General features: G+C 64.8%; 23 protein-coding genes. 8 read left to right on the top strand and 15 right to left on the bottom strand.

The genetic code is table 11. The annotated features are described in order from the left end of the window. Window positions 1-112 precede the first annotated feature (112 nt). The 6 genes from FJ967_RS23545 to petA all read right to left on the bottom strand — a co-directional run bounded on the left by FJ967_RS23545 (window position 113) and on the right by petA (window position 5,023). Window positions 113-658, bottom strand: a complete 546-nt coding sequence (locus FJ967_RS23545; protein WP_140734239.1) for an adenine phosphoribosyltransferase — start codon at window positions 656-658, stop codon at window positions 113-115. 69 nt (window positions 659-727) lie between these two features. Further along, the gene (locus FJ967_RS23540; protein WP_140734238.1) at window positions 728-1,171 is read right to left on the bottom strand and encodes a nuclear transport factor 2 family protein; all 444 of its coding nucleotides are present in this window, start codon (window positions 1,169-1,171) and stop codon (window positions 728-730) included. A gap of 131 nt (window positions 1,172-1,302) precedes the next feature. Continuing rightward, window positions 1,303-1,998 (bottom strand): phosphatase PAP2 family protein, encoded by a 696-nt coding sequence (locus FJ967_RS23535; protein WP_140734236.1) that lies wholly within the window; start codon window positions 1,996-1,998, stop codon window positions 1,303-1,305. 261 nt (window positions 1,999-2,259) lie between these two features. Beyond that, window positions 2,260-3,117 (bottom strand): cytochrome c1, encoded by an 858-nt coding sequence (locus FJ967_RS23530; RefSeq protein WP_140734234.1) that lies wholly within the window; start codon window positions 3,115-3,117, stop codon window positions 2,260-2,262. Between the two features lie 27 nt (window positions 3,118-3,144). Next, the gene (locus tag FJ967_RS23525; RefSeq protein ID WP_140734232.1) at window positions 3,145-4,446 is read right to left on the bottom strand and encodes a cytochrome b N-terminal domain-containing protein; all 1,302 of its coding nucleotides are present in this window, start codon (window positions 4,444-4,446) and stop codon (window positions 3,145-3,147) included. A gap of 16 nt (window positions 4,447-4,462) precedes the next feature. Then, window positions 4,463-5,023: a ubiquinol-cytochrome c reductase iron-sulfur subunit gene (petA, locus tag FJ967_RS23520; protein WP_127276061.1), complete on the bottom strand. Its 561-nt coding sequence runs from the start codon at window positions 5,021-5,023 to the stop codon at window positions 4,463-4,465. 314 nt (window positions 5,024-5,337) lie between these two features. Between petA and FJ967_RS23515 the strand changes: the two genes are divergently transcribed. Then, the gene (locus tag FJ967_RS23515; protein ID WP_140734230.1) at window positions 5,338-5,682 is read left to right on the top strand and encodes a cupin domain-containing protein; all 345 of its coding nucleotides are present in this window, start codon (window positions 5,338-5,340) and stop codon (window positions 5,680-5,682) included. A gap of 15 nt (window positions 5,683-5,697) precedes the next feature. Here FJ967_RS23515 and FJ967_RS23510 read toward each other — a convergent pair whose 3' ends face one another. Genes FJ967_RS23510 through FJ967_RS23490 form a run of 5 tightly spaced genes read right to left on the bottom strand, consistent with a single transcriptional unit; the run spans window position 5,698 to window position 10,696 of the window. Beyond that, window positions 5,698-6,009, bottom strand: a complete 312-nt coding sequence (locus tag FJ967_RS23510) for a DUF6665 family protein (RefSeq protein ID WP_140734228.1) — start codon at window positions 6,007-6,009, stop codon at window positions 5,698-5,700. Continuing rightward, on the bottom strand, window positions 6,010-6,498 hold the full coding sequence (locus tag FJ967_RS23505; protein ID WP_246675365.1) for a GNAT family N-acetyltransferase: 489 nt from the start codon (window positions 6,496-6,498) through the stop codon (window positions 6,010-6,012). A 4-nt stretch (window positions 6,499-6,502) separates the two neighbouring features. After that, window positions 6,503-8,386 (bottom strand): ABC transporter ATP-binding protein, encoded by a 1,884-nt coding sequence (locus tag FJ967_RS23500; protein ID WP_140734224.1) that lies wholly within the window; start codon window positions 8,384-8,386, stop codon window positions 6,503-6,505. Beyond that, on the bottom strand, window positions 8,383-10,269 hold the full coding sequence (locus tag FJ967_RS23495) for an ABC transporter ATP-binding protein (protein WP_140734223.1): 1,887 nt from the start codon (window positions 10,267-10,269) through the stop codon (window positions 8,383-8,385). Before FJ967_RS23495 ends, FJ967_RS23500 begins: the two co-directional genes overlap by 4 nt. A 31-nt stretch (window positions 10,270-10,300) precedes the next feature. Then, window positions 10,301-10,696 (bottom strand): hypothetical protein, encoded by a 396-nt coding sequence (locus FJ967_RS23490; RefSeq protein ID WP_140734222.1) that lies wholly within the window; start codon window positions 10,694-10,696, stop codon window positions 10,301-10,303. Window positions 10,697-11,175: 479 nt separating this feature from the next. Between FJ967_RS23490 and FJ967_RS23485 the strand changes: the two genes are divergently transcribed. Together FJ967_RS23485 and soxR are read left to right on the top strand one after the other, a co-directional pair. Beyond that, a complete protein-coding gene (locus tag FJ967_RS23485) occupies window positions 11,176-11,634 on the top strand; it encodes a tRNA (cytidine(34)-2'-O)-methyltransferase (RefSeq protein WP_140734220.1) in 459 nt (152 codons plus the stop codon). Between the two features lie 140 nt (window positions 11,635-11,774). Continuing rightward, window positions 11,775-12,227, top strand: a complete 453-nt coding sequence (gene soxR, locus FJ967_RS23480; RefSeq protein ID WP_140734218.1) for a redox-sensitive transcriptional activator SoxR — start codon at window positions 11,775-11,777, stop codon at window positions 12,225-12,227. Between the two features lie 98 nt (window positions 12,228-12,325). On the opposite strand, the gene FJ967_RS23475 is transcribed toward soxR, so the two are convergent. Then, on the bottom strand, window positions 12,326-12,583 hold the full coding sequence (locus tag FJ967_RS23475; protein WP_140734216.1) for a hypothetical protein: 258 nt from the start codon (window positions 12,581-12,583) through the stop codon (window positions 12,326-12,328). Window positions 12,584-12,717: 134 nt separating this feature from the next. On the opposite strand from FJ967_RS23475, the gene hemF reads away from it, so the two are divergent. Next, window positions 12,718-13,632: an oxygen-dependent coproporphyrinogen oxidase gene (hemF, locus tag FJ967_RS23470; protein WP_140734214.1), complete on the top strand. Its 915-nt coding sequence runs from the start codon at window positions 12,718-12,720 to the stop codon at window positions 13,630-13,632. A 151-nt stretch (window positions 13,633-13,783) separates the two neighbouring features. Beyond that, complete coding sequence (locus FJ967_RS23465) at window positions 13,784-13,969, top strand: DUF1059 domain-containing protein (protein WP_140734212.1); 186 nt, start codon at window positions 13,784-13,786, stop codon at window positions 13,967-13,969. 54 nt (window positions 13,970-14,023) lie between these two features. On the opposite strand, the gene FJ967_RS23460 is transcribed toward FJ967_RS23465, so the two are convergent. The 3 genes from FJ967_RS23460 to FJ967_RS23450 are packed head-to-tail and all read right to left on the bottom strand — an operon-like array spanning window position 14,024 to window position 16,547. Next, a complete protein-coding gene (locus FJ967_RS23460; protein ID WP_140734210.1) occupies window positions 14,024-15,289 on the bottom strand; it encodes a CCA tRNA nucleotidyltransferase in 1,266 nt (421 codons plus the stop codon). Beyond that, window positions 15,286-15,918 carry a CoA pyrophosphatase gene (locus tag FJ967_RS23455; protein WP_140734334.1) on the bottom strand — a complete coding sequence of 211 codons (633 nt, stop codon included), beginning with the start codon at window positions 15,916-15,918 and terminating at the stop codon, window positions 15,286-15,288. Before FJ967_RS23455 ends, FJ967_RS23460 begins: the two co-directional genes overlap by 4 nt. Next, a complete protein-coding gene (locus FJ967_RS23450; protein WP_140734209.1) occupies window positions 15,918-16,547 on the bottom strand; it encodes a DUF1285 domain-containing protein in 630 nt (209 codons plus the stop codon). Before FJ967_RS23450 ends, FJ967_RS23455 begins: the two co-directional genes overlap by 1 nt. Before the next feature lie 157 nt (window positions 16,548-16,704). Here FJ967_RS23450 and FJ967_RS23445 point away from each other — a divergent pair, with 157 nt between their 5' ends. The 3 genes from FJ967_RS23445 to FJ967_RS23435 are packed head-to-tail and all read left to right on the top strand — an operon-like array spanning window position 16,705 to window position 21,442. Next, complete coding sequence (locus FJ967_RS23445) at window positions 16,705-17,709, top strand: MoxR family ATPase (RefSeq protein ID WP_140734207.1); 1,005 nt, start codon at window positions 16,705-16,707, stop codon at window positions 17,707-17,709. Further along, window positions 17,709-18,623: a DUF58 domain-containing protein gene (locus tag FJ967_RS23440; protein WP_140734205.1), complete on the top strand. Its 915-nt coding sequence runs from the start codon at window positions 17,709-17,711 to the stop codon at window positions 18,621-18,623. The genes FJ967_RS23445 and FJ967_RS23440 overlap by 1 nt, the downstream gene beginning before the upstream one ends. Then, window positions 18,620-21,442, top strand: coding sequence for a DUF4159 domain-containing protein (locus FJ967_RS23435; protein ID WP_140734203.1), 2,823 nt, complete (start codon window positions 18,620-18,622; stop codon window positions 21,440-21,442). The genes FJ967_RS23440 and FJ967_RS23435 overlap by 4 nt, the downstream gene beginning before the upstream one ends. Window positions 21,443-21,467: the final 25 nt, after the last annotated feature.

The raw sequence follows: 21,467 nt of genomic DNA, 5'->3' as shown, positions 1-21,467 counted from the left end.
AGTGAGTAGTGAGCGTTCAACGCGGCGCCTGCCGTCGAATGCAACCCCTACTATTCCCTATTCCCTATTCCCTATTCCCTATTCCCTATTCACTATTCCCTACTCACTATCCCTAATGCCCTTCGAACCCGATCAGCGTCCTCACCGACACATCAAGCGCTTCGAGCTTGGCACGCCCGCCCAGGTCCGGCAGGTCGATGACGAAGCAGGCGGCGAGAATATCGGCGCCGATCTGGCGCAGCAGCTTGACCGCCGCTTCCGCCGTGCCGCCGGTGGCGATCAGGTCGTCCACCAGGATCACCTTCTCGCCCGGCGCAACGCCGTCCTTGTGCATCTCCATCTCGTCCAGCCCGTATTCCAGACTGTAGGCGACGCGCACGGTCTCATAGGGCAGCTTGCCCTTCTTGCGGATCGGCACGAAGCCGGCCGAAAGCTGATGCGCGACGGCCCCGCCCAGGATGAAGCCGCGCGCCTCGATGCCGGCGATCTTGTCGATCTTCTGCCCGGCATAGGGATGCACCAGCTCGTCGATGGCGCGGCGGAAGGCGCGCGCATTGCCGAGCAGCGTGGTGATGTCGCGAAACAGGATGCCGGGCTTGGGATAATCGGGAATGGTGCGGATCGCCGCGAGCAGCGTGTCTTCGAGCGAAGGTTTCATGGGGCGGCTCTCCGGGTGATCCAGCTGGTGGCGCGGGCACCGGCGGCAACCCGACGCGACCGACAAGGGCTAGCGCGATGTGGCGCCCGAGACAAGCGCATCCGGCAAAGGATTGGCCTCGCTTGCCCTGTCCCAGGCCTGGGCGACGATCTTCCAGGCCCCGTCGCTCCTTACCAGCAGCAGCATTTCCATCGAGCGGTTGGTCTCGGCGCCGTTCTCGGTCATCTCCGCCGCGACCGTCGCGGTCGCGATGTTACCGAAGACGCGGATATCGGCGCCAAGCATCGTCTCGTCTAGCGACCGCAGCGATGTCCGCGACAGGCCGCGCATCCGCTCGACGAAATCGGCGACACTGGTGCGCTTCGCCGGGCGAGCCGCCGGATAAAGGCTGGCGCCATCGAGGAAATCGCCGGCGAAGTCCTCCCAGCCGGGCGCCCGGCCCTCGCCCCAGCTCAGGCTCGCGAACTGCCGCGCGATGATGGCCCTTATGGCGGTGCCGTCCGCATCTTCCATGATGACCGCCCCTTCAAAGCGTTTCCTGCCCAATTGAGAGCTCTCGCCCTACTATAAGGCGCGATATCGGACGCAGGAACGCAAAAGGGCGCCATCCGGCGCCCTCCTGGCGGCAGGCATGCAGCGAAGGCCTACATGCCAAGGTCGGCCCGCAGTTCCGCCTTGGCCACCTCATACTCGGCCTTGAAATCGTCCCGGTTGAGCAGGACCGCCGCAATGACGCTGCCGGAAATCTTGCCCATCTCGACATCCGACGGATAGTGGATGCCGCCGACGACGCGATTATGGGCATAGGCAGCCGCGCGAGCCATGATCTCGGCGCGCTTTTCCGGAACCATGTCGGCCAGGATGATGCCCATCATCGTGCCGACCGTGGCGTGGCCCGACGGCCAAGAGCCGGAGCTTGACAGCTTGACCGCCGGCTTGACGAGATCGCTCAGCTGGTGCGGACGCGGGCGCTTCCAGACATCCTTGGCCGGGTCGACGACGGCGCCTTCGGTCTCCACCACGCGGTCGAAGAAGGCCGAGAATTTCGGCAGCTTGTCCTTGGTGAAGTTCGGACCCATCACGTCGCCGAAACGCCAGACATTCTCCTCGGCATCGGCAACGGCGCTGGCCACCATCTCGGGCGTGCGCGTTACCTGCAGGGTCAGCACCTCGCCGAGTTCGGCCTTTGTCTCAGCCGAATCATTGGCCGGCGGCGGCGGCAGGATCATCGTCAGGTCGATGTCCTTGTTCGTGACGAAGGGCTTTGCGTCTTCGGCCCGGGCTGCCGAGCCGATGACCAGCAGCAGCAGGCCCGCGGCCAGCAATGCGTATTTCCTCATGGGTGCGATCCTTGTTGGGAATGGCTCAGGATCGCCAGATGCGGTGACGGCCATGTGACATGCCATCGCCAGAAAATGAAAAGGGCGCCGAAAGGCGCCCATTGGATTAGTTCGCACCCAAAGGTGTGTGGAGATTCAGGTCAGGCCGAGTCGAAAATGTCGGCTTTCGAGAACCGGAGCGGAGCGTACTTGAAGTACGTGAGCACCGGAAGCGCAGGGAGCCGGCATTTGCAGGCCGGCATCACCTGAATATCGACACAGCTAGTGCGCGACGCCTTCCCAGACCTTGCGCTTGGTCATGTAGACCAGCGCGCCGAACAGCAGCAGGAACACCAGCACGCGGAAGCCGGTCTTCTTGCGGTCCTCCATGTGCGGCTCGGCCGCCCACATCAGGAAGGTAGCGACGTCACGGGAATACTGGTCGACGGTCTGCGGCGAGCCGTCGTCATAGGTCACCTGGCCGTCGGACAGCGGCTTGGGCATCTTCAGCGACACGCCGGACATGAAGTACGGGTTGTAGTGCGTGCCTTCGGGGATCACCATTCCGGCCGGCGGCGTCTGGTCGTAACCGGTCAGCAGCGAATGGATGTAGTCGGGGCCGGCGGCATCGTACTGGGTGAAGATGTCGAAGACGAACTGCGGGAAGCCGCGCTCGACGGCGCGCGCCTTGGCCAGCAGCGACATGTCGGGCGGAGCGGCACCACCGTTCGAGGCAGCCGCGGCTTCCTCGTTGGCGAACGGCGCCGGGAAATGGTCCGACGGCTTGCCGGGACGGTCGAACATGTCGCCGGCATCGTTGGGGCCGTCATGGATCGTGTATTCGGCCGCAAACGTCTTGATCTGGGCATCGTTGTAGCCGAGGTCCGACAGCGTACGGAACGCCACCAGGTTCATCGAATGGCAGGCCGAGCAGACTTCCTTGTAGACCTTCAGGCCGCGCTGCAACTGCGCCTTGTCATAGGTGCCGAACGGGCCGGTGAAGCTCCAGCTCATTTCCTTCGGTTCGTGGATCGGGAAATGCGTCGGTGCCGCCTCATTGTGTGCCTCTTCGGCCGCAAATGCCGCACCGCCAGCGGCCACAAGGCCGATCAAAGCCAGCGAGGTGAGAATCTTTTTCATGCCAAATCCCCTTAGATTCTCTACCGCTCAGCCCTTGGTCTGTGGTGCGGCCGTGGCGCCCGCCGGATGCCCGCTGCCGCCCTTGTTCTTCTCGAGCACCGCCTCGGTGATCGAGTTCGGCAGCCGCCTAGGTGTCTCGATCAGGCCGAGCACCGGCATGATGATCAGGAAGAAGGCGAAGTAGAACAGTGTCGCCATCTGCGCCATGAACACATAGCTGCCTTCCGCCGGCTGCGATCCCAGCCAGCCAAGCAGGATGGCATCGGCCACGAACAGCCAGAAGAACAGCTTGTACCAGGGCCGGTAAACCGCCGAGCGCACCTTCGAGGTGTCGAGCCAAGGCACCAGGAACAGCATGGCGATGGCGCCGAACATGCACAGCACGCCGCCGAGCTTGGAATTGATCGGGCCGATGTTGAAGGTGATGGCGCGCAGGATCGCGTAGAACGGCAGGAAGTACCATTCCGGCACGATATGGGCCGGCGTCTTCAACGGGTTGGCGACGATGTAGTTGTCAGCGTGGCCGAGATAGTTCGGCAGGAAGAAGATGAAATAGGCGAAGATGAACAGGAACACGATCATGCCGAACGCGTCCTTGATGGTCGCGTAGGGCGTGAAGGCGACGGTGTCGGTCTTCGACTTGACCTCGATGCCGGTCGGGTTCGACTGGCCCACCACATGCAGCGCCCAGACGTGCAGCACGACGACGCCGGCGATCATGAATGGCAGGAGGTAATGCAGCGCGAAGAAGCGGTTCAGCGTCGGATTGTCGACGGCAAAGCCGCCGAGCAGCAATTGCTGGATCCAGTCGCCGACAAGCGGAATGGCGCTGAAGAAGCCGGTGATGACGGTGGCGCCCCAGAAGCTCATCTGCCCCCATGGCAGCACGTAGCCCATGAAGCCGGTCGCCATCATCAGGAGATAGATGATGCAGCCCAGGATCCAGAGCAGTTCGCGCGGTGCCTTGTAGGAGCCGTAGTAAAGACCGCGGAAGATATGCAGGTAGACCGCGATGAAGAAAAACGACGCGCCGTTGGCATGCATGTAGCGCAACAGCCAGCCGGAGTTGACGTCGCGCATGATCTTCTCGACCGAATTGAAGGCGAGAGTGCTGTCCGACGTATAATGCATCGCCAGCACGATGCCGGTCAGTATCTGCGACACCAGCATGATCGCCAGGATGCCGCCGAAGGTCCACATATAGTTCAGGTTGCGCGGCACCGGATAGGCAATGAAGCTGTCATAGACCATCCTGGGTAGCGGCATGCGGGCGTCGAACCAGCGTTCGATACCGGTCTTGGGCGTATAGGTCGAGTGTCCCTCGCTCATCGAAATATCCCCTGCCTCAGCCGATAAGGAGCTTGGTATCGGAAATGAACTTGAATACCGGAATCGCCATGTTTTCCGGCGCCGGGCCTTTGCGAATGCGGCCGGCGGTATCGTATTGCGAACCGTGGCACGGACAGAACCAGCCGCCGAAATCGCCTTCCTGACCGAGCGGGATGCAGCCCAGATGGGTGCAGACCTGAACCATCACCATCCAGGCCTCCTTGCCGGGCGTGGTGCGGTTGGCGTCGGTCGCCGGCGCATCGGACGGCAGATTTGCGTTGCGGGCGATCGGATCCTTGAGATCGGAGAGGCTGACGGCCTCGCCGTCCTTCATTTCCTTTTCGGTGCGGTTGCGCACCACGACCGGCTTGCCGCGCCACTTGACGATCAGCGAGCTGCCTGGGGTCAAGGAGGAGACGTCGACCTCGACCGAAGCAAGCGCCAGCGTCGAGGCGTCGGGGCGCATCTGGTCGATGAACGGCCAGGCGACCGCGCCGGCGCCGACAACGGCAGCCATGCCGGTGGCGACGTAGAGAAAATCTCGACGGTTGGGATCGTGGATGTCGGTTGCGCTCACGGGTGCCTGATCCTTTCGCCTCTTCCGCGCCGGTGGCTGAGCCTTGTTCCCCGCTCATTCACGCCAACCCGACAGCGCATGGCGAACAGGCTAGCGAATTCCTCCGGCATTTGGACTTCGGTTTATGCGTGAAGCCCGTTTTTGTCCAGACGGGTGAAGGCACAAGGGCAGATTGTCGCGGGGACAAAATCCCCTATTGCGCGGCGCGGCGGCCAAGCGCCGCAAAAGGCGGCTAAACGACAGGGAAACAACTGCAAATCCCACCCCCGGCTTCGCCTCGACACGGGGCATCGGCGTGATCTATCCTTGGCCGCATGGCGCATGTCATCGACCGCGAGGAATGGGCTGTTCGCTCCGACCACTGGAAGGGCGAACTGCAATGCGGCGTCTACGGGTCCAACTCCTGCCTGATCTTCAACTATCTGCCCGACGTCGGCGGCGGCCCGCGGCTGCACGCCCATCCCTATGCGGAGATCTTCATCATCCGCCAGGGAACCGGCCTGTTCACGGTCGGCGACCAGGAAATCGAGGCTTCCACCGGCCAGATCGTCATCGTGCCGCCCAACACGCCGCACAAATTCACCAATCTCGGCCCCGGCCCGCTGGAAACCACCGATATCCACGAGAACGGCAGCTTCGTCACCGAATGGCTGGAGTGATTCCTGAAAACGGAACTAGGCGGCGCCCAGTCTCACCAGAACCGCCTTGGGGATGTTGTATTCGCGGATGACGGCATCGTGCTTGCGCAGGCCGCACAATTCGCGCTGGATGAAATAGGCGTGAACGGCCATGGCGGCCTCCTTGAGAAGCCGGGGACGCAGGTCCTCGTCGGCATTGCCGGCCAGCCGGGCCAGCGTCTCCTCGACCTTTTGGCCGGCACGCCCGAGCGCCGCCGCCTTTTCGGCCAGGATTTCATGGCCGAGCGCGTCGAAGGCAAGTTCGGCGGCGGACGACCCGGTCAGGCCTGACGGAGGTCGAAGCGACATTCAGTTCGCCTTTCCTGTCTTCGCCGTTGCGGCGGCCAGCGGCATGCGGTGCGTGACGAATTCCTCGCCGGAAACGCGAAAAAAGCCAAGCCTTTCGTAAAAGGCGAATGATTCCGTCGGAGCGCGTGTGTTGAGCGCCGAAAAATGCGCCCTCGCCCGCTCGATGATCGCCGATAACAGCATATGGCCGACGCCCAGTCGCCGGTAGGCTCGGCCGACATAGAGATGACGCACCCTTCCGAAATCACGACCCTCGAAATAGGGATCGATGTTCAGCCCGCCGACGCCGACCAGTTGCCGGCCATGATAGGCACCGAGCAACATCTCGGGCTTTTTTAGGAATTTGTTGCGCCCGCTCACCCAACCGTCGCGAAGCCGCACCAGCATCCAGTAGCCTTCCAGCCTGCTGTCCTGCATCAGCGCATCGAAGGCCGGTGCGGTCGGCCGCAGCCGCCTCAGCACAAAGACCGTCTCTTGCCCCGCACCCATTGGCCTATTCCGCCGGCCGCGTCTCTTCGAGCACGCTTTCCTCATGGTAGAGGAAGCCGCCGGACTGGCGCTTCCACAGCCGGGCATAGAGCCCGTCGAGCGCCACCAGCTCGTCATGCGTGCCTTGCTCGACGATGCGGCCGCCGTCGAGCACCACCAGTCGGTCAAGAGCCGCGATCGTCGACAGCCGGTGCGCGATGGCGATCACGGTCTTGTTTTCCATCAGCCGCGTCAGGTTCTCCTGGATCGCCGCTTCGATATCGGAATCGAGCGCCGAGGTCGCTTCGTCAAGGATCAGGATCGGGGCGTCCTTGAGGAAGACCCGCGCGATCGCCACGCGCTGGCGCTGGCCGCCCGACAGCTTCACGCCACGCTCGCCAACGAAGGCCTCGTAGCCCTGACGATCCCGGTTGTCGCGCAAGCCCAGGATGAACTCGTGCGCCTCGGCCTTCTTAGCCGCCGCGACCACCTCGGCGTCCGTCGCATCGGGCATGCCGAGCTTGATGTTGTCGCGCAGCGAGCGGTGGAACAGCGCGGTGTCCTGGCTGACCACGCCGATATTGGCGCGCAACGAATTCTGCGTCACGCCGGAAACATCCTGGTCGTCGATGGTGATCTGGCCGCTTTCGAGGTCGTAGAGGCGCAGGATCAGATTGGCGAGCGTCGTCTTGCCGGCGCCAGACGGGCCGACCAGCCCGACCTTCTCGCCGGGCCGGACCACGAGGTCGATGCCGTTCAGCACGCCAAAGCCCTTGCCGTAGTGGAACTCGACATCCTTCACCTCGATACGGCCGCCGGCCACGACGAGCTCCTTGGCGTCGGGCGCGTCGGTGAGCCCGAGCGGCTGCGAGATCAGCGCCTTGGAGTTCTCCAGCACGCCGAGATTGCGCAAGATGCCGTTCATCTGCATCATCAGCCGGCCAAGCAGCATGTTGAGCCGCAGCACCAGGCTGAGCGTGAAGGCGACGGCGCCGACGGTGATCGAGCCCTCGACCCAGAGATAGACGGCAAAGCAGCCGATCGCCGTGATCATGATGCCCGACAGCGTCGTCAGCGCCATGCGCACGCCGGTCAGCCGGCGGGTGAAAGGCCGCAATGCGTCGAGATAGATGTCGAAGCCGTTCCTGATGTAGCGATCGTCGCCGTCGGCCGCGAACAGCTTCAGCGTCTGCACGTTGGAATAGGAATCGACAATACGGCCATTGATCATCGACCCTGCCTCGGCCGTCGCCTCGGCATGTTTGCGAATGGCCGGCAGATAGAGCTTGGCCAGAAAGCCGAAGGCGGTGATCCAGATCACCACCAGCGCCGCCAGCCTGAGATCGAGCCCCGCGACCAGCGCCAGCGTCGTCACCGTATAGACGACCATGAACCAGACGACCTCGATGAAGCTCTCCATCAGGTCGCCGGTCGCCTGACCGGCCTGCCAGACCTTTGTCGCGATGCGGCCGGCGAAATCGTTCTGGAAGAAGGCGTAGGACTGGCGCGAGACATGCCGGTGCGCCTGCCACCGCACCAGATTGTAGAAGCCGGGCGTGATCGTCTGTTCGTCGACCAGCGCCGACAGCCCGACGACCACAGTGCGGATGACCAGCACCACGGCGACCATGAAAACGAGTTCGGGGCCGGCCGCGGTCCACAGGGCGTGCCAGCTCCGTTCGCCGGGCAATTGATCGAGAATATCGACCAGCCGCCCGACGAAGTAGAACAGGCCGGCCTCGACCAGCGGCGCGATGCCGCCGATGACCAGCATGGCGAAGAAGGCGAATTTCGCCTGCCCGACATAGTGCCAGAGGAAGCCGGCGACGCTGGCCGGCGGCCGCAGGTTCGCCGGCTCCCTGAACGGATAGACCCAGGTCTCGAACCAGCGATAGACGGCTGTCATCATTCGGCAGCCTGGCCCTTTGCGATTGCGTCGTTGGCGACGTCGACCGGACCATCCTCGAGCAGGAACCCGCCCGACTGGCGCTGCCAGAGCTGCGCGTAGAGCCCGCCCTTGGCGACCAGCTCCTCGTGCGACCCCTCCTCGATGATCCGGCCCTGGTCCATCACCACGAGCCTGTCCATCGCCGCGATGGTCGACAGCCGGTGCGCGATGGCAATGACGGTCTTGCCCTGCATGAGCTTGTACAGATTCTCCTGGATGGCGGCTTCCGCCTCGGAATCGAGCGCCGACGTCGCCTCGTCAAGGATAAGTATGGGTGCATCCTTCAACATAACGCGAGCGATGGCGATGCGTTGCCGCTGGCCGCCGGACAGTTTGACGCCGCGGTCGCCGACATAGGCGTCGAAACCCTTGCGGCCGCTATGGTCCGAAAGCGCCGCTATGAAATCCAGCGCCTCGGCCCGCCGCGCCGCCTCGAGCAACATCTCGTCGCTGGCATCGGGCCGGCCATAAAGGATGTTCTCGCGCACCGAACGATGCAGCAGCGATGTATCCTGTGTAACCATGCCGATCTGGGCGCGCAGCGAATCCTGCTTCACGCCGGCGATCTCCTGGCCGTCAATCAGGATCCGGCCGCTTTCCAGGTCGTAGAAACGCAGCAGCAGATTGACCAGCGTCGACTTGCCGGCGCCCGAGCGGCCGACAATGCCGACCTTCTCGCCCGGCTTCACCGCCAGCGACAGGTTTTCGATGACACCCTTCTGCTTGCCGTAGTGGAAGCGGATATCCTCGAAACGGATATCGCCCCTGGAGACGCTGATCTCCCTCGCGTCAGGCCTGTCCTCGACCAGCCGCGGCAGCGAGATCGAGGCAATGCCGTCCTGCACCGTACCGATATTCTCGAAAAGGCCCGACATTTCCCACATGATCCACTGCGACATGCCCCACATTCTGAGCACCAGGCCGATGACCACGGCGACCGCGCCGATCGTCACCGCTTGCCCCATCCACAGCCACAGCGAGATGGCGGTGACCGAGAACAGCAGCAGCGCGTTCAGGATGTAGAGCGAGCCGAACAGCACCGTCACCAGCCGCATCGACCGGTAGACCGTGTCGAGGAAGCCCATCATGCCTTCCCTGGCAAAGGTCGCTTCGCGCTTGGCGTGGCTGAACAGCTTGACTGTCTGGATGTTGGTGTAGCTGTCGACGACGCGGCCGGTCATGGTCGAGCGCGCATTGGCCTGCTCCTCGCCGACCTTGCCCAGGCGCGGGATGAAGAAGCGCAGCAACAGGATGTAGCCGACCAGCCAGACGCCGAGCGGCGCGGCCAGCCGCCAGTCGGCCGAGCCGACGATCAGCAGCATGCCGAGGAAATAGACGATGACATAGTTGAGGACGTCGATCACCTTGATGACGCATTCGCGCACGGCGAGCGCCGTCTGCATCAGCTTGGTGGCGATGCGGCCGGCGAACTCGTCCTGATAGAAGCTCATCGACTGTTTCAGCAGGTAGCGATGCACCTGCCAGCGGATGCGCATGGGATAGTTGCCCATCAGCGTCTGCTGGTTGAGCAGCGAATGCACCCACACCGTGCCCGGCAGCGCGAACAGCACGATGAAGGCCATGCCGGCGAGCTTCCAGCCTTCCGTCTGCAGGAAGGTCTCGCGGTTCTGCCCCGACAGCCAGTCGACGATGCGGCCGAGAAAGCCGAACATCCACACTTCTGCGATGGCGATGGCCGCCACCAGCACCGCGTCGACCAGTATATAGGGCCAGGCGCCGCGCGTATAATGCAGGCAGAAGGCCACCAGCGTCTTGGGCGGCTCGACCGGCTCCGCTGCCGGGAACGGATCGAGCCTTCTTTCAAACCAGCTAAACAACAACATAGGTCATGCTCATAAGAAATCGGTTTTCCGCTTACGCGGCGTGGCGACGTACGGAACCCCCGGATCGCATGGCGCCGAGGGCCGACGGTCCGGAATCATCCGGACCGTCGGCCCTGCTTCGCGCAATATAGGGGTTCGCGGGCTTTTCGCCGACAGCATCGTTCGATGATGCTGCCGGCGTGGTGTCGACAACCCGGATCCTCGCGCCCGGCCGGATCATCCGGATGATGCGGCGCACCAGCGACGGACGGCTCGGATCGGGAACCGCGCGCGAGAAATCGACATCGGGCAGCATGCCGCGATGCGGACGGCGGCGCACTTCGGCATGGACCGCCGAGGAATAGGTATCGCCGATCAACAGCGCCCATGTCGGCAGCCGGTGGATATGCAGGCTCCTCGAGCCCGGTATTCTGTAGGGATCGAACATTGGTCCGTCCTCCGCGTGAAAATAGAGATGAAAAGGCGACGCGACATCGTCCGCCGGCATTCGGCCGTAGGCACGAATTGCGTCGGTCTGGACCCGATGCCAGGCATCGGTCTGGACACGACTGAAGCCGTCGGTCCGGACCGTCCGGACAGGCTCAGTTTGGGCGTTCAGCCCTTTGGACTTTTTGAAAAACATCGCAGGATTCCTTTGACAGCCGAAAAGACGCTTCGGCGGGAATCGGTGCGATCAAGTCTTAGAGAGTCAGGTGAATCGTCGTACCGAAACCGCCACTGGGCATACTGGCCCACGGGAGAGGCGTAGGATGTGCATGGTCATCATGGATTACCCCTCCATCGGTTCGGGTTGACAATGCCGGTCGTATACCCGACTTCGCAGAAAATGGCCACCCGCAGGTCCAGGAATTTCCAAAACCGCGAAGCGGCTGTGGCCGATCTGCCACTTATTAGAAGGACGCGGAAGTGAACAATGGTCTCCGCATCGCGCTCTACCAGCCTGACATTGCCGGCAATACCGGGACAATCCTGCGCCTCGCCGCTTGCCTCGGCCTTGGCGTCGACATCATCGAACCGGCCGGCTTTCCGCTGTCCGACAAGGCGCTCAAGCGTGCCGGCATGGACTATATCGAAATGGCCGCGCTGACCCGGCATGTCGACTGGCACGCCTTCGAAACCTGGCGCAAGGCCCGCGCGAGCCGGCTGGTGCTGCTGTCGACCAAGGCTACGGCCCGCTACACCGACTTCAGCTTCGCCGACGGCGACATCCTCCTGTTTGGCCGCGAATCCGCTGGCGTGCCGGATCCAGTCCATCAGGCGGCGGATGCGCGGCTGACCATCCCGATGCAGGGCAGCGCGCGCAGCATCAATGTCGCCCTGTCCGTCGCCATGGTGGCGGGCGAAGCCATCCGGCAGCTCCGATAGGACGCCCTCGCCGTCGGCCACGGCGGCGGTTTCTCCAGACAGTCGCACCCAGGCGCACATCGCCTTCTCCTGACATTTGCTCAATCGACACTTCTTCGCTACAAACTCAACTTAACTTGAGGTCAAGCGGAAAGTGGGACATGGCGCCTGTTACGGAATTGACGGTCGGCCAGGTGGCCAGGCGCAGCGGTGTCGCGGTGTCGGCGTTGCATTTTTACGAGGCGCGCGGACTGATCCGCAGCCATCGCACGTCAGGCAACCAGCGCCGCTACGGCCGCGACGTGCTGCGGCGCGTGGCAGTTATCAGGATTGCCCAGGAAGTCGGGATTTCGCTGGCCGACATCGGCGCCGCACTGGCAGCACTTCCCGAGGGCCGCACGCCGACCCGCGACGACTGGAGCCTGCTTTCAACCGCCTGGCGCGACGAACTCGACCACAAGATCGCCCAGATGAAGAAACTGCGCGACGGCCTGTCCGACTGCATCGGCTGCGGCTGCATGTCGATCGACAAATGCCCGCTGAGGAACAAGGGCGACCGGCTGGCGAGGGAGGGAACGGGCGCAAGACGGCTGGTTCTTCCTTCTCCCCGCTAGCGGGGAGAAGGTGCCCGCAGGGCGGATGAGGGGCAGCGCCGGCATTGAAAGATTGTGCCGTCGTCACCGCCTCTCCCCGTAAACGGGGCGACGAAATCCTAATCCGCCGCCGGCAGCCGCCTGATCGTAAACTCGATCAAATCCCCGGGGCGCTCGAACCAGCTTTCGATCTCGGTCCAGTAGGCCTGCTTGGGAAACCGTTCGAACCATTCCTTGGCCTTGAGGCGCGCATCCGGGCGCGGCAGGACGAAGGTTTCGCGCAGGAAACCGTCGCGCGGCTTAAGCTCGCGCTCGGCCCGGCTCTGATCGAGCCTTTTCTTCAAGCCATCCAGCGGCGGTCTTGCCGGGGTGCGCACGAAGGAACTCCTTCCACCCTGAATCAGACGGGACTTGACCCTGATCCTTAAGAGATTAGGGATCGCGCCGGCAAAAGACGAGTCATTTTGTCCGGGGGGCCGGATGCGACTCGCCCCACAACCGGAGACGCGACTTGGAACGACCCGAAATACCGGCAGGCCTGCCCACCGACATCGAAGAGAAGAAGATGAAGGCGCGGCTGTGGTTCGAGGCGCTACGCGAACGCATCTGCGGCGCCTTCGAGCAGATCGAGCAGGATCTCCAGGGGCCGCTGGCCTCGTGGTCGCCAGGCCGTTTTGAAAAGACGCCGTGGGAGCGCGATCAGGGCAAGGGCGGTGGCGGCACCATGTCGATGATGCATGGCCGCGTCTTCGAGAAGGTCGGCGTCCACACCTCGACCGTCCATGGCGAGTTCTCGCCCGAATTCAGGAAGCAGATGCCCGGCGCCGAGGAAGACCCGCGTTTCTGGGCATCGGGCATTTCACTGATCGCGCATCCCTGGAACCCCAACGTTCCGGCCGTGCACATGAACACGCGCCTGGTTGTCACCTCGCGCCATTGGTTCGGCGGCGGCGCCGACCTGACGCCGGTGCTCGACCGCCGCCGCACCCAGGAAGACCCCGACACGGTGGCCTTCCAGCGCGCCATGCAGTTCGCCTGCGAGAAGAACGCCGACGTCGCCGATTATCCGAAATTCAAGGCCTGGTGCGACGAATACTTCTTCTTGCCGCACCGCAACGAGCCGCGCGGCACCGGCGGCATCTTCTTCGACTGGCTGCATTCGAGCGAGGACAAGGGCGGCTGGAATGCCGATTTCAATTTCGTCCAGGATGTCGGACGTTCATTTCTCGTCGTCTACGGCCATCTCGTGCGAGCCAACTTCAACGGCAACTGGACCGATGGCGATCGCGACGAACAGCTCATCCGCCGTGGCCGCTACGTCGAATTCAACCTGCTTCACGATCGCGGCACCATCTTCGGCCTGAAGACCGGCGGCAATGTCGCCTCGATCCTCTCCAGCCTGCCGCCGGAGGTGCGCTGGCCGTAAACGTCAGGGGCGCACGGCACACGGCGCTTTGATGCAACCAGACCGCCCCGTCCGTGTTATAGCTTCCACCCCCTGCCTGCGGTCTGGAAATCGACCGGGGCCAAGAAAATACCGGGGCCTTTACGGCTCCACGGAGAAAAGGAGAAATCCGATGAAGCAATTTCACTGCGGGTCGCTCGTTCCTGGCTGTGAATGGCACACGCGCGCCGAGGAAGAGGCCGAAGTGATGCGCCGCGCCGTCGAGCATATGCGCGAAACCCATGGCGAGACGACGATCCGCGAGACCATGATCGAGGCGATCCGCTCGCGCATCGAGAAAGTCCGCGACGCCGCCTGATCGAAGCATCTCAGGCAAAAGCGCGCGGCGCTTTTCGGATTTGCGTTGAGATCGTTACCTGGCGCGCAACGCCTGCGCGGCGCGTTCCAGCAGTGCGTCGCGATCAGGCGCAAATCCCGCTTCGATCCATTCCGCCTCGAGATTTTTGAGGATTTCGCCGAGCTTTGGCCCTGGCGTCGCGCCGAGCGCGGTCAGATCGGCGCCGCGCAGGGGAAATTCAGGCCTTTCCCATTTGAGCGCGAAGGCAAGCAGGCGCGAAAAGCCTCCGGCCTCGAGTAGCGCGTCATTGTCCTCGACGGCGCGCACGCGTGCCCCTGCCAGCGACAGCCTCAGGCGATCGACCAGCCCCTGGCGGTCGCCGCGATAGAGCCGTTTGGCCAGTTCCCCCTCGGTCGTCTTCGCTTCGACCGCGATCGCCATCGACCAATGGCGCAGGCGATCCGCTTCACCGGTCGAGAATTTCAGCCGCTCCGCCAGCATCTTCATGCGGGCCTCGTCCGGCGGCACCATCGCCTGCAGCCGCAGCATCGGGTCCGGCGGCCAGCCAAGATCCTTTTCGGCCCTGGTCAGCCCATGGATGGCGTCGATGCCCCACCGCTCGCTTTCCGGCAGCGCCGCGGTCAGCACACCCGCCTGCCGCATCCAGAGCAAGGCGCGCGAGGCATCGGACGCCGACAGAAGCTTCTTCAGCTCCGACCAGATGCGCTCCGCCGAGAGCTGGGCGAGGCCCTCCTTCAGCCGGGCGCAGGCCTTCAGCCCCTCGGCGTCGGGCCGGCCCTCGCCGTACCAGGCAAAGAAGCGGAAGAAGCGCAGGATGCGCAGGTAATCCTCGCGGATGCGCGCCTCCGGGTCGCCGATGAAGCGCAGCCGGCGCGCCTCGATGTCGGCGATGCCACCGACGAGGTCGACCACCGTCCCGTCGGCTTCGGCGTAAAGCGCGTTGATGGTGAAGTCGCGCCGCTCCGCGTCGAGCTTCCAGTCGCGTCCGAACGACACTTTGGCGCGGCGGCCGTCGGTCTCGACATCGGCGCGCAAAGTAGTGATTTCGTAGGGTTTTCCACCGGCGACCACCGTGATGGTGCCATGCTCGATGCCGGTCGGCACCGCCTTGAACCCTTGCAACTCGGCGCGGCGGATGGTCTCCTGCGGCAGGCAGGACGTGGCGATATCGATGTCGGCGACAGGCTGGCCCATCAGCGCGTTGCGCACGGCGCCGCCGGCGATGCGCGCTTCCTCACCGCCTTCGGCAAGCGCGCCAAGCAGGCGCTGCAAATCCTTGTCGCCAAGCCATTCGGCCCTGTCAGCGATCGAGACACTCACGCATAGAGCCTTTCATAGAGCGTACGGATGATCCCGGCGGTGACGCCCCAGATGCGCCGGTCGCCATAAGGCATGTCGTAGAAGAACCATTCGAGATCGTTCCACATGCGGCTGTCGCGCTTGTGATTGGCGGCGTCCATCAGGAAGCGCAGCGGCACCTCGAAGGCCGCATCGACCTCGTCGGCGTTCAGCCGCAACGCGAAACCCGGCCGCACGATGCCGAGCACCGGCGCGATGCGATAGCCGCTGCCGGCGACGTAATCGGGCATCCGGCCGATGATCTCGATGCGATCCCGGTCGAGGCCGATCTCCTCGAAGGTCTCGCGCAGCGCCGCCGCCTCCGGGCTCGCGTCGGTGGCATCGATCGTGCCGCCGGGGAAAGCCACCTGCCCTGAATGGTTGCGCAGTTTCTCGGCCCGTTTGGTCAGGAGAACCGTCGCCTCGCCGTCATGGTCGACCAGCGGGATCAGCACCGCGGCATTGCGCAGCGGCTTGCCCGGATTGAGGCGCGGATGGCCGGGATTGAAACGGTGATCGCCATAGTCCTCGCCGGCATGCGCGTCCGGCTGCGCGGCAAAGCGCGCACGAAACTCCGCCGATGAGAACGGCGCCAGCGACACATGGTCCATCATGCGCTCAACCGCCTCAACTGGTCCGCCGGCATGATCGGAAACACAGCGTTCTTCGAGCGCACCGCGAACATCGCCCTGCCGTCGACCTCGATCTCCTCGCCATGCCCGACCAGCTCGTACATGACCGGCCGCGCGACCAGCGCCTCCAGCCTGCCGCGCACCAGCAGATAGGGCTTCAGGCCGCCGGTCCCGGTCTCGTCGACGAAGCGCAGCGGCCGCTCCGGTCCGGCCTCGACCACGTCGCCGACATTGGTGCGGAAGGTGATGACCTGATCCTCGCCTTCGCCCGAAACATCCATTTCGACGGCGATGAACGGGGCATCGGCGACGCGTATCCCGACCTTTTCCACCGGCGTCACCAGATAGGTCCTGCCGTCGGCATCCTTGCGCAGCACAGAGGAGAAAAGCTGCACCAGCGCCATGCGGCCGATCGGTGTGCCCAGGTAAAACCAGGTGCCGTCCGCCTTGATCTCCATGTCGAGATCGCCGCAAAAGTCCGGATTCCAGCGCTCGACCGGCGCCGCGCCCTTGCCGGCACGGGCCGCGCGCGAGATCAGCGCCTCGAGGCCCCGGGCCTCGGTCGCCTGCGTAAGGCTTTGTTGGCGATGTTCGTAGTGTTCGCTCATCGTCACGAAATAGTCACTGTTGTTCCGCTTGTCAGCCTAAGTCTGTGATTTAAGTTCGACCATAGGCGCTACGCGAGGCCGAATCGCGGCAACCTATGGTATGGTGCGGACCAGTATTTCCAAACCATGACATTCCAACCAAAGGGATCGATGCGGCATGAGCGTGATGGTCAAGGAAAGCCCGATCAGCGAAAAGGACATGGTCGCCGAGGCCGAGAAGGCGCTTGCCGACATCTCCAGGATCCGCGAAGGGGTTGGCCGGGTGATCTTCGGCCAGGAGAACGTCGTCGAGCGCACGCTGGTGGCGCTGCTGGCCGGCGGCCATGCGCTTCTGGTGGGCGTGCCGGGCTTGGCCAAGACCAAGCTCGTCGAGACGCTGGGCGTCGTGCTCGGCCTCGATTCGCGCCGCATCCAGTTCACGCCCGACCTGATGCCGTCGGACATCCTCGGCTCCGAGGTCATGGAGCAGGACGAGACCGGCAAGCGCTCCTTCCGCTTCATCTCCGGGCCGATCTTCGCCCAGTTGCTGATGGCCGACGAGATCAACCGCGCCTCGCCGCGCACGCAGTCGGCGCTGCTGCAGGCGATGCAGGAATATCATGTCACCATCGCCGGTGCCCGCTACGACCTGCCGGCGCCCTTCCACGTGCTGGCGACGCAGAACCCGCTGGAACAGGAAGGCACCTATCCGCTGCCGGAAGCCCAGCTCGACCGCTTCCTGATGCAGGTCGATATCCTCTATCCCGAAATCGAGGCCGAACGCCGCATCCTTTTGGAAACCACCGGCGTCGAGGATGCCAAGGCAACCAACGTACTGCAGCCGGCGCGGCTGAAGGAGATCCAGACGCTGATCCGCCGCATGCCGGTGCCCGAAAGCGTCGTCGAGGCAATCCTGGCCCTGGTGCGCTCGGCGCGTCCAGGCCAGGGCAACGCCGAGACCGACAAGCATGTCGCCTGGGGTCCAGGTCCGCGCGCCAGCCAGGCGCTGATGCTGTGCACCAGGGCGCGCGCGCTCTATGACGGACGGCTGGCGCCCTCGGTCGACGATGTCAGGGCACTGGCCGAGCCCGTGCTGCAGCACCGCATGGCGCTGACCTTCGCCGCCCGCGCCGAGGGCACCAGCGTGCGCGACGTGGTGGCGAAACTCGTGAAAGGCATTTGATGGCGCGCATCGGCGAGCTCCAGGCTCCGGCGGCGACGCGCGACGCGCTCGCCCGCGGCCGGTTGCGGGCTTCGCTCGTGCCTGACCTGCTGGTCGAGGCGCGCCGCATCGTCAACACCGTGATCGCCGGCTGGCATGGCCGCCGCAAGCGCGGCATCGGCGAGAATTTCTGGCAGTTCCGGCCCTATGTCGAGGGTGATGCCTCGCGCATCGACTGGCGCCGCTCGGCCCGCGACGATCACACCTATGTGCGCGACCGCGAATGGGAAGCCGCCCACACGGTGTGGCTATGGGCCGACCCCTCGCCGTCCATGCTCTACAAGTCGACGGGCGCCGGCGTTTCCAAGCAATCGCGCGCGCTGGTGCTGGCGCTGGCCATGGCCGAACTCTTGTCGCGCAGCGGCGAGCGCATCGCCTGGCCCGATCTGACCGATCCGTTCACAGCCCGCAACGGCGCCGAGCGCATCGCCGCCCAACTCATGCATGCCGGCGAACTGCCGGCAAAACCAGACCTCTCCGACATCAGGCGCTTCTGCGACATCGTCATCGTCAGCGATTTCCTCGATCCCGCCGAGGAAACCATGGCCTGGCTCGACGTGCTCGCCCGCCACGGTGTGCGCGCGCATCTGATCGAGGTCGCCGACCCGGCCGAGGAAACCTTCCCCTATGCTGGCCGCACCGAGTTCACCGATCCCGAGACCGGCGACAAGCTGACAGCCGGCCGCGCCGAGACGCTGAGCGAGGAATACCGCCTGCTCTACAGAGCCCGCCGCGAGGAATTGGCGGCCTGGTGCAAGCGCCTCGGCTGGAGCTTCACCGTCAACCACACCGACCGGCTCGCTTCCGAGGCGCTGGTGCGCCTGCACATGGCAATGACCGCCGATGACCCCACCGCCGGAAGGGCCGTCGCATGAGTTGGCTGCCACTCTCTTTCGGCGCCCCCATGGTGCTGTGGGGCCTGCTGGCACTGCCGGTGATCTGGTGGCTGCTGAGGCTGACGCCGCCGAAGCCGCAGACCGAGGTGTTTCCGCCGCTGAGGATCCTGGCGCGCGTGCTGAAGCGCGAGGAGACGCCCCAGCGCAGCCCCTGGTGGCTGACGCTGCTCAGGTTGTTGATGGCGGCCCTCGTTGTCTCGGCACTGGCCGAACCGGTCTTTAACCCGCGCGAAAAGCTGCCGGCCGAGGGTTCGGCGCTGGCGCTGGTCGTCGACAATGACTGGGCAAGCGCCGCCGACTGGAACAAGCGCGTCGCCACGGCCGAGCGGCTGATCAACGACGCCGGCTCGAACGGCGTGCCGGTCATCATCGCCTTCACCGCCGAAAAGCCCAATGCCGAGATCGGCCCCTTCGATGCAGCCGCAGCACTCGACCGGCTGCGCGCCGCCAGGCCGCGGCCGATCCCCACCGACCGGCCCGCCGTCTATGCGCGCGTTGCCGGCGCGCTGGAAGCCCTGCCCGGCGCCAGCGTGGCCGTGCTGGCCGACGGCCTGGCCGCGAAAGGCGACGAGGCCGCTTTCAACACGCTGTTGTCGAAAAATGCCGCCCGCGTCGTCTGGGCGGTGGCCGACCGGCTTTCCCTGACCGGGCTGACATCGGCTGAAAACCAGGTTGACGGCTTTGGCCTGACCGCCATCCGCGCGCCTGGCGATCCCGCCCCGGCGCAGGTCACCGCCGGCGCCTTCGACGACAAGGGCCGCCGCATCGCCGACGCGACGCTGACCTTCGCGCCGGGCGAGGCCACGGCCACCGCAACCATGGCGGTGCCGTTCGAGTTGCGCAACGACTTCGCCTCGATCGCGCTCGACGGCGAGCGGCATGCCGGTGCCGTGCGCGTGCTCGACGAGAGCTCCAAGCGCCGCCGCGTCGGCTTGTTGTCGCAGGCCGAGGCCGATCAGGCGCAGCCGCTCCTGTCGCCGCTCTACTACATCAGGCGCGCGCTGCAGCCCTTCGCCGACCTGGTCGAACCCTCCAGCGCCGATCTCGCCGACGCCATCCCGCAGATCCTCGACCAGAAGCCAGCGATGATCGTCATGGCCGATATCGGCACCATTCCCGCACAGGTCAGGCAAAGGCTGGTCGACTGGGTCGACAATGGCGGCACGCTGGTGCGTTTCGCCGGCTCGCGGCTGGCGGCCGCCGCCAATGATGATGATTTGCTGCCGGTTCGCCTGCGCACCGGCGAGCGTTCGCTCGGCGGCGCGCTGTCATGGACGTCGCCGCAGCCGGTCACCGAATTTCCCAAGGCCGGCCCCTTCGCCGACCTGGCGCCGCCCACCGAAGTGACGGTGAGCAGGCAGGTGCTGGCCGAACCGACGCCCGATATCGTCGAGCGCACCTGGGCGGCGCTTGCCGACGGCACGCCGCTGGTCACCGGGTTGAAGAAGGGCAAGGGCACGCTGGTGTTGTTCCACGTCACGCCCGAGGCGACATGGTCGAACCTGCCGATCTCGGGCAGCTTCGTCGAGATGCTGCGCCGCATCGTGCAGCTGTCGCGCAACCAGGGCGCCGCCATCGCCAGTGCTGAGGCCGCCGCCACCTCGCTCGCACCCTATCGCATGATCGCGGCCGACGGCTCGCTGGTGCCGCCGACGCCGGATGCGCGGCCGCTGGTGCCGGGCGCCGGCGCGCTGCCGGTGACTTTCGAGAACCCGCCAGGCCTCTATGGCTCGGAAACCGGCGTCTTCGCCCACAATCTGCTCGATGCGGCATCCAAGTTCGAGCCGCTGGCGCGCCCGCAGGTGGCGGTGCCGGTCACCACCATCCAGTATGCCTTCGATGAATCGCGCAATTTGAAGGGCGCACTGGTCTCGGCGGCCCTGCTTTTGATGTTGCTGGACACGCTGGCCGTGTTGTGGATGGGCGGCCTGTTTTCGCGCCGGCCGCGCCGTGCCGGCGCCGCTGCCACCACGGCCGCCGTGCTGATCGCGATTGGCGCATTGTTCGGCCATGCCGACATCGCGAGCGCCGACGACGCCAAGCCGGGCGACCAGGTCGCTATCGAGGCGATTTCGAAAACCCGCATCGCCTATGTGCTGACCGGCGTGCCGGGTGACGATTCGATCAGCCGCGCCGGGCTCGAGGGTCTGACCCGTTTCCTGATCGAGAAGACGGCGCTGGAGCCGGGCGCGCCGGCCGGCGTCGACATTTCCAAGGACGAACTGTCTTTCTATCCCCTGATCTACTGGCCGATCGACCCGGCGGCACCGATGCCGAGCCAGGCCGCGATCGCCCGCATCGACGCCTATATGCAGCAGGGCGGCACCGTGCTGTTCGACACGCGCGACCAGTTCGCCAACGGCATCGGCGCCGATTCCACCAGCCCGGCGACCGAGCGGCTGCGCGACATCCTCGGCAACCTCAACGTGCCGCCGCTGGAGCCGGTGCCCTCGGACCACGTGCTGACCAAGTCCTTCTTCATCCTGCCCGAATTTCCCGGCCGCTTCGCCGGCAGCCCGCTCTGGGTCGAGGCCTCGCTCGACGCCAGCAATGCCGACAACCGGCCGGTGCGCACCGGCGATGGCGTCTCGCCGATCATGATCACCGCCAATGATTTCGCCGGCGCCTGGGCGGTCGACGAGAATGGCGATCCACTGCTGCCGACCGTGCCGAACGATCCGATGCAGCGCGTCTACGCACTGCGCGCCGGCGTCAACATCATGATGTACATGCTGACCGGCAACTACAAATCCGACCAGGTGCATGTGCCCATCCTGCTCGAACGGTTGGGGCAGTAGGATGATGCGCTTTCTCGCACCCGCC

This window comes from Mesorhizobium sp. B2-3-4 (genome assembly GCF_006442315.1).
Lineage (GTDB): Bacteria > Pseudomonadota > Alphaproteobacteria > Rhizobiales > Rhizobiaceae > Mesorhizobium.
This window is presented reverse-complemented; position numbering and strand designations above follow the sequence as displayed.

What these genes read in the sequence shown, in the direction of transcription:
- FJ967_RS23545 (WP_140734239.1), bottom strand. Translation starts at nt 658, where the DNA reads ATGAAACCTTCGCTCGAAGACACGCTGCTCGCGGCGATCCGCACCATT.
- FJ967_RS23540 (WP_140734238.1), bottom strand. Translation starts at nt 1,171, where the DNA reads ATGGAAGATGCGGACGGCACCGCCATAAGGGCCATCATCGCGCGGCAG.
- FJ967_RS23535 (WP_140734236.1), bottom strand. Translation starts at nt 1,998, where the DNA reads ATGAGGAAATACGCATTGCTGGCCGCGGGCCTGCTGCTGCTGGTCATC.
- FJ967_RS23530 (WP_140734234.1), bottom strand. Translation starts at nt 3,117, where the DNA reads ATGAAAAAGATTCTCACCTCGCTGGCTTTGATCGGCCTTGTGGCCGCT.
- FJ967_RS23525 (WP_140734232.1), bottom strand. Translation starts at nt 4,446, where the DNA reads ATGAGCGAGGGACACTCGACCTATACGCCCAAGACCGGTATCGAACGC.
- FJ967_RS23515 (WP_140734230.1), top strand. Translation starts at nt 5,338, where the DNA reads ATGGCGCATGTCATCGACCGCGAGGAATGGGCTGTTCGCTCCGACCAC.
- FJ967_RS23510 (WP_140734228.1), bottom strand. Translation starts at nt 6,009, where the DNA reads ATGTCGCTTCGACCTCCGTCAGGCCTGACCGGGTCGTCCGCCGCCGAA.
- FJ967_RS23505 (WP_246675365.1), bottom strand. Translation starts at nt 6,498, where the DNA reads ATGGGTGCGGGGCAAGAGACGGTCTTTGTGCTGAGGCGGCTGCGGCCG.
- FJ967_RS23500 (WP_140734224.1), bottom strand. Translation starts at nt 8,386, where the DNA reads ATGATGACAGCCGTCTATCGCTGGTTCGAGACCTGGGTCTATCCGTTC.
- FJ967_RS23495 (WP_140734223.1), bottom strand. Translation starts at nt 10,269, where the DNA reads ATGTTGTTGTTTAGCTGGTTTGAAAGAAGGCTCGATCCGTTCCCGGCA.
- FJ967_RS23490 (WP_140734222.1), bottom strand. Translation starts at nt 10,696, where the DNA reads ATGTTCGATCCCTACAGAATACCGGGCTCGAGGAGCCTGCATATCCAC.
- soxR (WP_140734218.1), top strand. Translation starts at nt 11,775, where the DNA reads ATGGCGCCTGTTACGGAATTGACGGTCGGCCAGGTGGCCAGGCGCAGC.
- FJ967_RS23465 (WP_140734212.1), top strand. Translation starts at nt 13,784, where the DNA reads ATGAAGCAATTTCACTGCGGGTCGCTCGTTCCTGGCTGTGAATGGCAC.
- FJ967_RS23455 (WP_140734334.1), bottom strand. Translation starts at nt 15,918, where the DNA reads ATGGACCATGTGTCGCTGGCGCCGTTCTCATCGGCGGAGTTTCGTGCG.
- FJ967_RS23450 (WP_140734209.1), bottom strand. Translation starts at nt 16,547, where the DNA reads ATGAGCGAACACTACGAACATCGCCAACAAAGCCTTACGCAGGCGACC.
- FJ967_RS23445 (WP_140734207.1), top strand. Translation starts at nt 16,705, where the DNA reads ATGAGCGTGATGGTCAAGGAAAGCCCGATCAGCGAAAAGGACATGGTC.
- FJ967_RS23440 (WP_140734205.1), top strand. Translation starts at nt 17,709, where the DNA reads ATGGCGCGCATCGGCGAGCTCCAGGCTCCGGCGGCGACGCGCGACGCG.
- FJ967_RS23435 (WP_140734203.1), top strand. Translation starts at nt 18,620, where the DNA reads ATGAGTTGGCTGCCACTCTCTTTCGGCGCCCCCATGGTGCTGTGGGGC.